Genomic DNA, 12,796 nt, shown 5'->3' on the forward strand with positions numbered 1-12,796 from the left:
CAGCCGGGCGGTTGAACGAGACGGCAGCGCACTACCGCAGGGAGGTGATGCTCCGGGCAACGGCCCGAAGGTCACGAATCCGTTTCTCGTATGTTGCCGCAAGGACGATGAGGATTGTGCCACCGATGCCCGCCCACAGCCACCAGGGGATGGCGCCATAGAGTCCCGAAATCCACGGCCAGAGCTGGGCGAGGCCGTGGACGACCAGTACGGCGGCCCCGATCAATGTCGGTGCACTGAGCTTCAGAGCGAGGCCGATTCCGAACACGACGAGCGCCGCAACCCCGAGGGCAACAACGCGCCACAGTTCGTTGCTCGCGAAATCGGCGAACAGCGACGGAACCAGGAGAAGGATCAAGCCGGCACCGAGGTGCGGCCACGAGCGGGCCGCCGGGTCGGCGGTCAGGCGCACAGCGCCAACGGCAATCAGGGCGATCGCGATCGGCACCGTCGCGGTTTCGAACGGGTCGGCGAGGCCGACGGTGATAGCCGATGCTGCGACGACCACCGCGGCTCCCAGCGCCGTCCACCGCACGATCTCTGAGCGCGCGGTACCGAGAGACGCGGCAACGAAGAGGGCGCTGGCGAGCAGCAGCGTGAGGAGGAACCGCCAGAGCTCGGCCTCTCCGGCCAGGATCGATTCCGCGAGTGGGAGGGCGATGGCGACAGGGGCTGCCGCGACGGCGAGGGTGCCCAGGATGTGGGGAACCTGGCGGCGGTACAGCCAGAGCGCCCCTCCGGCCAGCAGGCCGGCTGCGGCAACCTCGTTCTCCCATCCGGCAACGGTGCGTGTCGAGTCGAAGATCGGGAGAACGAGGGTGAGGAGCAGCATCGTAACCACGCCGGTGAGCCACACCACGATTGCAACGCGGGTCGCGTGCCAGACAGGCGGCAGGAATGGACCGGCGAGAAGCAACACGATGGCTGCGCCAAGGGTGATGGTCATGCGGACGGGCTCATCGCTGCCAGAGGCTGCGGCGCTCGGGAGCAGTGCAACGGCGAGGGCCGCACCGAGAAGGACAGTCCTGGGTGAGCTGACGCGGTCGGTGGGCGGCTCTCGACGGATAACGATGAGGGCCAGGATCGCGAGCAGGAGACCCGAGACCGGCAGGGTGTAGAACTCGACGACGTCCACGTCGTTTCGCGCGAGGCCGAGCCACAGCGATCCGACAGCGAGCGGGAGGCCGGCCCACGCCACGTGGCGGCGGAGCGAACGACCGGCGAAGACGCCACCTTCGCCACTCGCGACGATCACTGCAGCGACCGCGAGCAGAAGGAGCGCGAGCCAGCCGAGCCTCTCGCTGCCGACGGCGAGTGCGACGACAGGTACCGCGGTGAGGATGAGCGTGACATCCCAACACAGCCGGGCGATCTGCGGCGGGTCTGTCAGTACACCGGCGAGATGTGGTCCCCATGAGTTATGCGTCGGGCGGAAGATCGCGAGTGCGCCAGCGGCGAGGATGACGATGGCCGCGGACACGGCCACCGGTATCACCGTGTCATCGATTCGGTCCCACAGGACAGAAACGAACCACAGGCTGACGAGGGGGGCCGCGGCGGCGGTCATATACCGCTCCGGCCAGGTGGCGACGCCACGCGGGAACTGCCAGAGAATGGTGACGGCAGCGGCGATCCCTGAAGCGATGAGGAAGCCGGTCGAGTCGACGGACACGCGCGAGGCGAGGAAGAAGAGTCCGCCAAGCACGCCGAATGCGCTGATGGTCACGGCCACGGCAGACTCTGCGCGGGTGAAGAATCCGCGGGTGAATGGCACCATCAGCAGGATCACAGCGGAGCACACGGCCAGGGCCAGGGCGGGAGCGGCCTGCCCGCTGGTGACTCCCGTTACCGCTTGATACCAGGAGGGAGCGAGCAGGACGCTGCCGAGCAGGACCACCAGCGCGCTGGCGACGATGGTCGGCGTTGTGGCGTTGGCCAGGGTCTGCGGGGCTGTGTGCTGAACGATCCGGTGGAGCACAACGAGGACAGCCAGCGTCACGAGCACAGCGAAGGGGAACGAAACGGTACTCGTGAGGCCGACAGCGAACACCCCGAAGGCGCCGAGAGCCGAGGTGATTGCCGCGACGAGCCGGTATGGCCAGGCGAGTCGCCGTGACGCCGTCGCGACAAGCGCCGCCGCGGTGACGACGAGGAGACCCGGCCCGCTGAGCGCCGGTGTGGCCAGGGTGACGCACACAGACAGCAGGCCGATGGCGCCGAGGGCCGCGGATGCCCAGCCGATACTGGACAGGCGGCCAATGAGGGCGAGAGCGGATGCCGTGAGCAGCGATACCGCGATGAGTGCGACCGGTACCGCCCAGTCGGTCCCGGACAGGAAGCGCGCGATGGGGTCGAGAACGTCGAGGCTGAACGGCCGGACGGCGAGGACAGAGACGAGCTGGATGAGCGCACTGAGAGCGGCGGGTGCAGCCGCGAGAGCTGTCGTGGCCAGGGGGACAGCCGTTGCGAGCCGCATGAGCTGTGCGCCGTCTGATGCGCGACCGAGGCGGGCGGCAATGGCGAGAACGACGGCACCGAGCGCTGTCGCGGTCGCGGGAAGCCAGAACAGGTCGGTGGGGGTGTTCGCGTCGAACAGGAGAGCAGGACCAACTGCCGCGACGCTCACGCCGAGTCCGATCGCTGCGATGACCTGCCACGGGGTGCTGCGGAGCGAGGTGGTGACGCCCGTACGCGGCGGGGAAGACGGCTGCTCTGAACCGGGTGCGTCCCCGGGCGGTTCCTGGCCGACCGGTGCTCCGGTTGCCGAGTTGACGCCGATCGCGTCAGCACCGGCCGGGTCAGCGCCAGGCGGCGGCGCCGTGACGACCCGGAACTCGGACAGTGCGAGATGTCCGAACCAGATGATCGCGATGACAGCGAGGGCGATGACGGCGCCACCCCGAAGGTCGGGGAACGCGATCGACGCAGGGAGGATCGCCAGCCCGGCCGCCAGGAAGCCGAGCGCCCGCACCAGGCCGCGCTCGAGCTGGCCGAGTGGAACCCAGCGCCAGGCGAGGGCGGCAGCGCCCACGGCCGCAAACGCCGCCCAGCTGTGCTCGAGGGCGTCGACCGTGTTGAGAATGCCGATGGTGAGCGCGAAGACGGCGACCGGCCCGAGCAGCGCCGCGGAGATGCTCAGCGATCGGAGCGGCAGCATCCGGAATCCCGCGGTGAGTGCAACAGCCAGCAGGCCGGTTGCGATGCCCGTGTATAACCAACCGTCGAGCGTTGCCGAGCCGAACAGGTCGTTGGCGCGGACGATCCAGATGTCGAGCAGGAGGAGCACGATGGCGAGCACGGCGATGCCCTGCGCTGTACCCGAGAGCCTCCGCCGGTGCAGCAGCCAGGCAATGCCGAAGACGGCAATGCTTGCCGCTCCGGTCAGTACCGACCGGACCTCGAGGCTCGCGACCAGGTAGGCGAGAAGGACGAAGAAGATCGCCATGATCGAGACGAGGATGACGCCAACCGTCAGCATGAGGATCTGGATGCCCGAACGCCGCGGTCGGTCATCGGCCGCTGCCCCTCCCGCTGCCGGTGGGAAACCCTGTGGCGGCAGTTGCGCGTGCAGCGCGCTCAGGGAAGCTGGTTCTGTCGCGGGTGCGGACGGAACCGACGCGGCGGGGGAGGACTGCGCTCCCAGGAAGTGCTCACCGGGGTATCGCCCGACGGTAACTGGCTGCTGCTGTGCCACCTGTGCCACCTGTGCCACCCGCGGCAGGGGCGCGCTCGCCGCGAGCCGAAGCGCCTCGCGCTCAGTCTGGGAGGCACGCATGCGATCGAGAAGGCGCTGCCGCTTCGACTCAGCGGCCCGAACAGCTGTGCCGGCTTCGAGCACGCCAGCGGCGTCAGTGCCCGAGAGATCCAGACCGCACAGGTGGCACACAGGACCGGCGGAACCTGCCGGCACCGGGGTGGATGCCGAGAGAGCGGTGAAGCAGGACGGGCACCGAGAGCTGTCCGTCAGGTATTCCGCGCGCTGCGGCCACACCGGTGGTCGGCCGTTCGGTCCTCCACCCGGGACAGTGGGCTCAGTCGAAGCGTGCGGCTGGGGCACATGGCCCTGAGTCGAAGACATGGCCCGATTGTGGCAGAGGCTGTCGTGATGAGTGGGTACATTTGCGATCGGTGGACAGAACTGCCCATGTGGAGGAAATCCGGAGCGATAGGGTGACCCCATGACGAGTGACAGCAGCGCAACAGTCCTCCGGCTCACCGGTATCGAGGGTCCGACGATCGACGACACGGCCTTCATCGCGCCCGGTGCGCGCATCGTCGGTAACGTCACGCTCGGGAGGGCGTCGAGCGTCTGGTACAACGCGGTTCTCCGCGGGGACTCAGCGTCGATCGAGGTCGGCGAGGGAAGCAACATCCAGGACGGGGTCGCCGTGCACGTGGACTCAGCATCGCCCGTCTCGATCGGAAAGGGTGTTTCGGTCGGTCACAATGCCGTCGTGCACGGCTGCACGATCGGAGACACGGTGCTCATTGGAATGGGTGCCGTCGTGCTCAGTGGAGCGGTGATCGGCGACGAGTGTCTGATCGCCGGGGGAGCGGTCGTGCTGTCAGGGGCGGTTATTCCACCCCGTTCCCTCGTTGCAGGGGTGCCGGGAAAGGTTCGACGCGAGCTGACCGATGACGAGGTCGATGGCATCCGAAAGAATGCGGAGATTTATCTCGAACACTCTCGTCACCACGCGGAATCGCTCGACGCACTGGCGTGAATCTCGCTCAGCGCTGGCGTGCGGGGTTTTTCTTCGTCCAGCGCTTCTGCGAGGCCATTCCCGTGCCGAGGCAGAGCGCCGACGCGGCCATCAAAAGAACTCCGGAGCCGAAGCGGCCGGTGGCGAGTGCAAGACCGGCAATCACGAAGAGCACGACGCCGGCTGCTGTCCACAGCGCGTATGGGCGGAGCATCTTCATGGCTTCGCCTTTGTCTTGCGGGCGGAACTGATAATTGGAGGGGCTGACGAGAATCGAACTCGCATCATCTGTTTGGAAGACAGAGGCTTTACCACTAAGCTACAGCCCCGAATCCGGCGGATTGCTGCCGGAATTACGGTATTCAGTTTGGAGAACCGAGCCGACGAACCGGCACTCGAATATCGTAGTACACGTTTGGGGGTGGTGTGTGCACACCCACGGTGGACAGGATTGCCCGCCGTCCGTGCATTAGACTGTCCGAGGCCTTGCAACCGAGTTTGTTCTCGATTGGCTTGTCCATCACCGGTAGTAATACCGGGGCGTAGCTCAGCTTGGTAGAGCGCCCGGTTTGGGACCGGGAGGTCGCAGGTTCGAATCCTGTCGCCCCGACAATCCGAAACTCCTCAGATCGAGGAAAAATCCACAACACAGGAGAACACACCAACGTGAAATCCACGGTCGAACAGCTCAGCCCCACTCGCGTCAAGGTTGCCATCTCGGTGACACCCGAAGACCTGAAGCCGAGCATCACCCACGCCTACGGCCACATCGCCGAACAGGTCAACATCCCCGGATTCCGCAAGGGCAAGGTTCCCCCGGCAATCATCGACCAGCGCATGGGCAAGGGCGCTGTGCTCGAGCACGCCGTCAACGAAGGCCTCGACGGGTTCTACCGCGCCGCTATCGAAGAGCACGGCATCCGCACTCTTGGTCGCCCAGAGGCAGACATCGTCGAGTGGCCGAGCGACAAGGACTTCTCCGGAGACCTGAAGCTCGCCATCGAGGTTGACGTTCGTCCCGAGATCACCCTCCCGGCATACGACGACATCACCATCGAGGTCGACGAGGCCGAGGTCACCGACAAGGACGTTGAGGAAGAACTCGACAAGCTCCGCACCCGGTTCGGCACGCTCGTCACCGTTGACCGCCCAGCGGCAACCGGCGACTTCGTGCAGATCGACCTCGTTGCAACGATCAACGGCGAAGAGGTCGACACCGCTTCAGGCATCTCATACGAGGTCGGTTCTGGTGACCTCATCGAGGGCATCGACGAGGTTCTCGAGTCACTCACCGCCGGCGAGGTCACCACGTTCAGCGCTCCGCTGCTCGGCGGAGACCACGAGGGCGAGACCGCTGAGATCACCGTCACCGTTGGAGCCGTCAAGGAGCGCGAGCTTCCTGCAGCCGACGACGACTTCGCACAGATCGCGAGCGAGTTCGACACCATCGCAGAGCTGACCGAGAGCCTCAAGGAGCAGGCGGCTCGCCAGAAGGCGTTCGGCCAGGGCACCGAGGCACGCACCAAGCTGCTCGAGAAGCTCGTCGAAATGGTTGAGATCCCCGTTCCGGAGAAGCTCGTCGAAGACGAGGTTCACCGTCACCTCGAGGGCGAAGGCCGACTCGAAGACGACGAGCACCGCGCAGAGGTCAAGACCTCGAGCGAGGCAACGTTCAAGCAGCAGATGCTCCTCGACACCATCGCAGAGGCCGAGAAGGTCCAGGTCAGCCAGGACGAGCTCACCCAGTACCTCATCCAGGGTGCCGCTCAGTACGGCATGGAGCCTGGCGAGTTCATCAAGGTCCTCGACGAGAACAACCAGATCCCGGCCATGGTCGGAGAGGTCGCCCGTAACAAGGCCCTCGCTGTTGTCCTCGGCAAGACCAAGGTCGTCGACACCGCTGGAAAGCCCGTTGACCTCACCGGGTTCATCCCGACCGATGGAGACGACGCTCCCGCTGACGAGACCGACGCCGACGACGCTGTTGAGGCAGACGCTGTCGAAGCTGACGCTGACGCTGACGCAGCCGCTGAGACCGAAGAGGCTCCGGCCAAGAAGGCGAAGAAGGCCAAGAAGTAGTATCGCCGTGCGATAACGACGGATGCCCCGGAACTTTTTCCGGGGCATCCGTCGTTTTGTCGTAAGTGCGCTGTGCGCGGGGCCGGGCCCCGCGGGATATCTGCCCACGGCGAACAGGGCAGAAGTGGCTTTGCACCTCCGATAGATTCGATTACACGCAACAACTGAAATGGAGCGCGACATGGCCGAACTGGCACTGCCGAACAGTGTTTTTGACCGACTGCTGAAGGATCGCATCATCTGGCTCGGCGCAGAAGTACGCGATGAGAACGCCAATGAGATCGCTGCGAAGCTGTTGCTGCTCGCGGCTGAAGACTCCAAGCGTGACATTTACCTCTACATCAACTCACCCGGTGGTTCCATCACCGCAGGCATGGCGATCTACGACACCATGCAGTTCGTCCCCAATGACATCGTCACTGTCGGTATCGGCATGGCGGCATCGATGGGACAGCTTCTCCTGACGGCCGGAACCAAGGGCAAGCGCTACATCACACCGAACGCCCGCGTGCTCCTGCACCAGCCGCACGGTGGCTTCGGTGGAACCGCGAGCGACATCCAGACGCAGGCTCAGCTCATCCTCGACATGAAGAAGCGCCTCGCTGAAATCACCGCGGCGCAGACCGGCAAGACCGTCGACCAGATCAATGCCGACGGTGACCGTGACCGCTGGTTCACGGCACAGGAAGCCCTCGAGTACGGTTTCGTCGATCACATCCGCGAATCAGCAACGGACGTCGCCGGCGGCGGCGGCACCGAGGCGAGCTAAGCGCAGAGAGACAAAGGAAAAACTATGGACACCCCTACATTCCGCGCAGCGGGCAACCTTCCGCAGCAGGCGGCAGCGATGCCGAACTCGCGCTACATCCTCCCCAGCTTCGAGGAGCGCACGGCATACGGCTACAAGCGCCAGGACCCGTACGCGAAGCTCTTCGAGGACCGCATCATCTTCCTCGGCGTCCAGATCGACGACGCATCGGCGGATGACGTCATGGCCCAGCTGCTCGTGCTCGAGAGCATGGACCCTGACCGCGACATCGTCATGTACATCAACTCACCCGGTGGTTCCTTCACCGCGATGACGGCGATCTACGACACCATGCAGTACATCCGCCCGCACGTGCAGACTGTCGTGCTCGGCCAGGCCGCGTCAGCTGCCGCCGTGCTCACCGCTGCCGGTACGCCGGGCAAGCGACTCGCGCTGCCGAACGCCCGCATCCTCATCCACCAGCCGGCTGTCGGCCAGGCGGGCCAGGGGCAGGCATCCGACATCGAGATCCAGGCCGCGGAAATCCTCCGTATGCGGGTCTGGCTCGAGGAGACGCTGTCGCAGCTCTCGAACCGCTCGGTCGAGCAGGTCAACAAGGACATCGACCGCGACAAGATCCTCTCGGCCGCCGAGGCGCTCGAGTACGGTCTCATCGACCAGGTGCTCACGAGCCGCAAGAGCCTGCCGGCTCTCGTCAAGGGCGCGTAACACCGATCAACCACGAAGGTGGGATCCATGGAACACCATTGGATCCCACCTTCTTCGGTCTGCGGGGAGTCACGATTGTGACCCACCGCGCGCCGGATACACCCCGATGTCATATGTTCGGGTTAGGCTCGAGTACCGGATAGCCAGAAGAGGAGAAAAGCTGATGGCACGAATCGGTGAGAGCGCCGACCTGCTCAAGTGCTCCTTCTGTGGCAAGAGCCAGAAGCAGGTACAGCAGCTCATTGCTGGGCCAGGCGTCTACATCTGCGACGAGTGTGTCGAGCTCTGCAACGAGATCATCGAAGAGCGTCTCGCGGAGGCAGGCGAGGTCGCGGCGACGGAGTTCGAACTCCCGAAGCCCCGCGAGATCTTCAACTTCCTCGAGGAGTACGTCATCGGGCAGGAGCCGGCCAAGAAGGCGCTGAGTGTCGCGGTGTACAACCACTACAAGCGCACACGGGCTCGGTCCACGCTCACCAGCGCCGACTCGATCAACGACGACATCGAGATCGCGAAGAGCAACATCCTGCTCATCGGCCCGACCGGCTGCGGCAAGACGTACCTCGCGCAGACCCTGGCAAAGCGGCTCAACGTGCCGTTCGCCGTCGCCGATGCCACAGCGCTGACCGAGGCTGGCTACGTCGGTGAAGATGTCGAGAACATCCTCCTGAAGCTCATCCAGGCCGCCGACTACGACGTCAAGCGCGCCGAGACCGGCATCATCTACATCGATGAGGTCGACAAGATCGCCCGCAAGGCCGAGAACCCGTCGATCACCCGCGACGTATCGGGCGAGGGCGTTCAGCAGGCCCTGCTGAAGATCCTCGAGGGTACCGTCGCTTCGGTTCCGCCGCAGGGCGGCCGCAAGCACCCGCACCAGGAGTTCATCCAGATCGACACCACGAACGTGTTGTTCATCGTCGCTGGAGCGTTCGCCGGACTCGAGGAGATCATCTCGTCACGAGCAGGGAAGAAGGGCATCGGTTTCGGCGCCCCCCTGCACTCCAAGGGCGACGACATGAACCTGTTCAGCGAGGTTCTCCCCGAAGACCTGCACAAGTTCGGGCTCATTCCTGAGTTCATCGGCCGTCTGCCGGTCGTCACGACCGTCACGCCGCTCGATCAGGACGCGCTGATGCAGATCCTGACAGTGCCCAAGAACGCTCTCGTTCGGCAGTACCAGCGCATGTTCGAGATCGATGGCGTCGAGCTCGAGTTCGAGCGAAGCGCCCTCGAGGCAATCGCTGACCTCGCCGTGCTGCGCAAGACCGGTGCCAGAGGGCTCCGAGCGATTCTCGAAGAGGTGCTTGGCCCCGTCATGTTCGAGGTTCCGTCCACCGAGGAGGTGGCGCGGGTGATCATCACTCGCGAGTCCGTTCTCGAGAACGCGGCGCCGACGATTGTGCCTCACAAGCAGCGTCGCCAGGAGAAGTCGGCCTGATCCTCGTCGGCGTTCTCGCGAGCGTCAACCGCAACATCCGTTTGCCACAAGTGGCTCGCTAACCCCGCCGAGACCGGGTTGGGGGAGCCACTTTTGGCAATCCGGGGAGCCCGGTCGGCGGGCGCCGCCCCGCCCCGGTGACCTCAGGACGGCGCCCTGGCGCTAGCGAGCTCAGGCCAGTGCGCGCCGGACAAGCAGCGGCTCTATCGCGGCGTCGCGACCGCGGAATGCGCGGTACGCCGCCAGCGGGTCCATGCGACCGCCGACGCCGAGCAGCGTGCTGCGGAAGTGATCGCCGTTGGCGCGCGTGAGCCCTCCGTTCTCGGTGAACCAGCCGACGGCATCCGCGTCGAGAACTTCGCTCCAGATGTAGGAGTAGTAGCCGGCGTCATACCCGCCCGAGAACGTGTGCGCGAAGTAGGTACTTGAGTATCGGGGTGGTACCGCCGGGTTGTCGAGCCCGGCCGCCTCGAGCGCTGCCTTCTCGAAGACCGCGACATCGGCAATACTGTCGGTCGCGGCGATGCGGTGCCAGGCCTGGTCGAGCATCGCGGCAGCGAGGTATTCGCTCGTGAGGAACCCCTCGTTGAAAGCTGCAGCCTCGGTGAGCTGCGAAACGAGCGCTGATGGCATCCGCTCGCCGGTTTCGGCGTGGACCGCATAGTTCTCCAGCACCTCGGGCCAGAGCATCCACATCTCGTTGACCTGACTCGGGAACTCGACGAAGTCGCGGAAGACGTTGGTGCCTGCGAACCTGGGATAGGTCACCGTCGCGAAAAGGCCGTGGAGTGCGTGACCGAACTCGTGGAAGAACGTGGTCACCTCGTCGAGGCTCAGGAACGTGGGTTCGCCCGCAGCGGGTTTGGGGACGTTGAGGTTGTTGACGACGACCGTCGGTGAGCCGAGGAGGGTGCTCTGCGAGATGAGCGGGTTCATCCAGGCGCCGCCTCGCTTGGAATCCCTGGTGTAGAGGTCGAGGAGGTACAGGCCGACGGCGGTGCCGTCTTCGTCGGTCACCTCGAAGATCCTGACGTCGGGGTGGTAGGCGACGAGATCGTGACGTTCGGTGAACCGCACCCCGTAGAGCTTTTCGGCCGCGAAGAAGATGCCGTGAATGAGCACGCGATCCGCCTCGAAGTAGTGGCGGAGAGCGGCGGTATCGATGGCGAAGCGGTCGGCGCGCACGCGCTCGGTGTAGAACGCCCAGTCCCAGCTCTCGACAGGGTGCGCGTCGCCATCGGAGCGGATGAGCGCCTCCAGGTCGGCCTGTTCAGCCCTTGCGTTCCGCGCGGCGGCGGGAGCGAGTGACTCCAGCAGGGAGGCGACGTTCTCCGGCGTTTTCGCCGTCTCGTCCGCGGTGACGAATGCGGCGTGTGAGTCGAAGCCAAGGAGTGCCGCGCGTTCGGCGCGCAGCCGCGTGATGTCGAGCACCAGTGACCGGTTGTCGTGATCGCCACCCCGGATGCCGCGGGCCCTGGAGGCGCGCATGATGCGCTCTCGAACGTCACGGCGGGTAAGGCTCGCCAGGGCAGGGTGACCCGTTGGCAGCACGAGCGTGAGTAGGTAGCTGTCCGTCAGGCCGCGTTCACGGCCTGCTTCAGCCGCTGCGGAGATCTGCCCGTCGCTGAGGCCGTCGAGTTCGGCAACGTCGGTGATGACAACGGCGAGTTCGTTGGTGTCGGCGAGAAGTTTCTTCTCGAACCTGGTGGTGAGAGTCGACAGAGTGGTGTTGAGCGCTCGGAGACGCTCCTTGTCGGCGTCGCTCAGGGCAGCCCCTGCCAGGGTGAACTCCGTGTGGTATCGCTCGAGGAGGTAGCGGGACTCGTCGTCCAGGCCGAGATCATGGATGCTGGCGTACAGGGCGCTGATCCTGCCGTAGAGCCCGGCGTTCAGGCGAATCGCGTCTGAATGTGCGGCGAGCCGGGGAGCCATGTGCTCTTCGAGCGCGGTTGTCTCAGCGCTGGAATCCGCCGAACTCTTGTTGAAGAAGACGTTGCTGACGCGGGCGAGGGTCTGGCCGGATCGTTCCAGCGGAAGCATGGTGTTCTCGAACGTCGGAGCATCCGTTTCTGTCACAATCGCGTCGATCTCAGCGAGCTGCTCGGCCATGCCGGCTTCGAACGCCGGCAGGAAATGCTCGTCCCTGATATCCGCGAACGGCGGCAATTGGTACGGGAGAGTGCTCGGGGCGAGGAACGGATTGTTCGAGTCAGACATGAACCAACCCTAGGGCCCGTCATGTGGGCGAGGACGCCCGTGAACCGGTCATAGGCTTGGGCTATGGCAATTTCCGAGCGCTACACGCTGGGGCACCACGAAAGCGTGCTCCGCACGCACAGCTGGCGCACCGTTGACAATTCCGCTTCATATCTTGTGCCCTACCTCGTCCCCGGGGTCAGGGTGCTCGACGTTGGCAGCGGACCCGGCACGATCACCCTCGATATCGCCGAGAGGATCACGCCAGGATCCGTTATCGGTATGGATGCATCCGCTGAGGTGTGTATTCAGGCCTCAACGCTCGCTCGGGACAGCGGCGTGATGAACGTCGACTTCGTGGTCGGTGACGCATACTCCCTGGATTTCCCCGACGACAGCTTCGATATTGTTCACGCCCACCAGGTGCTGCAGCACGTCGGGGACCCGGTTGCCGTGCTGCGCGAGATGCGTCGGGTTGTGAAGCCCGGCGGCATCGTCGCCGCCCGCGACGTTGTCTATGGAGCGGCATCCTGGTATCCGCTTCTGCCCGGTCTCGATACCTGGATGCGGGTGTATCAGGCACTGGCCAGGTCGAACGCGGGAGAGCCGAACGCCGGACGTTCACTCAAGGCATGGGCGATGGAGGCCGGTTTCACCGAGGTGGAGAGCACCGCGTCGATCTGGTGCTTCTCGACGGATGCCGACCGCGATTGGTGGGGGAGTGCATGGGCGGATCGTGCGGTCGAGTCGAGCTTCGCCGCGCAGTCGATCGAAACCGGTGCTGCAACCGAAGCCGAGCTCGAGCAGATCTCGGCCGCTTGGAGAGAATGGGTTGCCGACGATCGCGGCTGGTACGCGATGCCTCACGGGGAGATACTCGCGCGGAAGTAGCAGGGGGAT

9 protein-coding genes and 2 tRNA genes are annotated in these 12,796 nt (G+C 65.1%); 7 read left to right on the forward strand and 4 right to left on the reverse strand.

The window, feature by feature from the left end; genetic code table 11:
• Positions 1–31 precede the first annotated feature (31 nt).
• Positions 32–4,078, reverse strand: a complete 4,047-nt coding sequence (locus AC1C2M_RS03380) for an SCO7613 C-terminal domain-containing membrane protein (protein WP_495435249.1) — start codon at positions 4,076–4,078, stop codon at positions 32–34.
• A 100-nt stretch (positions 4,079–4,178) separates the two neighbouring features.
• Here AC1C2M_RS03380 and AC1C2M_RS03385 point away from each other — a divergent pair, with 100 nt between their 5' ends.
• Positions 4,179–4,724: a gamma carbonic anhydrase family protein gene (locus AC1C2M_RS03385; protein WP_495435251.1), complete on the forward strand. Its 546-nt coding sequence runs from the start codon at positions 4,179–4,181 to the stop codon at positions 4,722–4,724.
• Positions 4,725–4,731: 7 nt separating this feature from the next.
• On the opposite strand, the gene AC1C2M_RS03390 is transcribed toward AC1C2M_RS03385, so the two are convergent.
• Together AC1C2M_RS03390 and AC1C2M_RS03395 are read right to left on the reverse strand one after the other, a co-directional pair.
• Positions 4,732–4,923 (reverse strand): hypothetical protein, encoded by a 192-nt coding sequence (locus AC1C2M_RS03390; protein ID WP_495435252.1) that lies wholly within the window; start codon positions 4,921–4,923, stop codon positions 4,732–4,734.
• A gap of 35 nt (positions 4,924–4,958) precedes the next feature.
• Positions 4,959–5,032: transfer RNA gene (locus AC1C2M_RS03395), tRNA-Gly, on the reverse strand.
• A gap of 207 nt (positions 5,033–5,239) precedes the next feature.
• On the opposite strand from AC1C2M_RS03395, the gene AC1C2M_RS03400 reads away from it, so the two are divergent.
• The 5 genes from AC1C2M_RS03400 to clpX all read left to right on the forward strand — a co-directional run bounded on the left by AC1C2M_RS03400 (position 5,240) and on the right by clpX (position 9,700).
• Positions 5,240–5,313, forward strand: a tRNA-Pro gene (locus tag AC1C2M_RS03400).
• Between the two features lie 56 nt (positions 5,314–5,369).
• Positions 5,370–6,782 carry a trigger factor gene (tig, locus tag AC1C2M_RS03405; RefSeq protein WP_495435254.1) on the forward strand — a complete coding sequence of 471 codons (1,413 nt, stop codon included), beginning with the start codon at positions 5,370–5,372 and terminating at the stop codon, positions 6,780–6,782.
• A gap of 181 nt (positions 6,783–6,963) precedes the next feature.
• Positions 6,964–7,551, forward strand: coding sequence for an ATP-dependent Clp protease proteolytic subunit (locus AC1C2M_RS03410; protein ID WP_495435255.1), 588 nt, complete (start codon positions 6,964–6,966; stop codon positions 7,549–7,551).
• Positions 7,552–7,575: 24 nt separating this feature from the next.
• Complete coding sequence (locus AC1C2M_RS03415; protein ID WP_108391260.1) at positions 7,576–8,259, forward strand: ATP-dependent Clp protease proteolytic subunit; 684 nt, start codon at positions 7,576–7,578, stop codon at positions 8,257–8,259.
• Positions 8,260–8,422: 163 nt separating this feature from the next.
• Positions 8,423–9,700: an ATP-dependent Clp protease ATP-binding subunit ClpX gene (clpX, locus tag AC1C2M_RS03420; protein WP_108391259.1), complete on the forward strand. Its 1,278-nt coding sequence runs from the start codon at positions 8,423–8,425 to the stop codon at positions 9,698–9,700.
• Between the two features lie 171 nt (positions 9,701–9,871).
• On the opposite strand, the gene AC1C2M_RS03425 is transcribed toward clpX, so the two are convergent.
• Positions 9,872–11,917 (reverse strand): M3 family metallopeptidase, encoded by a 2,046-nt coding sequence (locus AC1C2M_RS03425; protein ID WP_495435257.1) that lies wholly within the window; start codon positions 11,915–11,917, stop codon positions 9,872–9,874.
• 63 nt (positions 11,918–11,980) lie between these two features.
• On the opposite strand from AC1C2M_RS03425, the gene AC1C2M_RS03430 reads away from it, so the two are divergent.
• Positions 11,981–12,787, forward strand: coding sequence for a class I SAM-dependent methyltransferase (locus tag AC1C2M_RS03430; RefSeq protein ID WP_495435259.1), 807 nt, complete (start codon positions 11,981–11,983; stop codon positions 12,785–12,787).
• Positions 12,788–12,796: the final 9 nt, after the last annotated feature.

The sequence above is a fragment of the Mycetocola sp. Y444 genome (assembly GCF_059445295.1).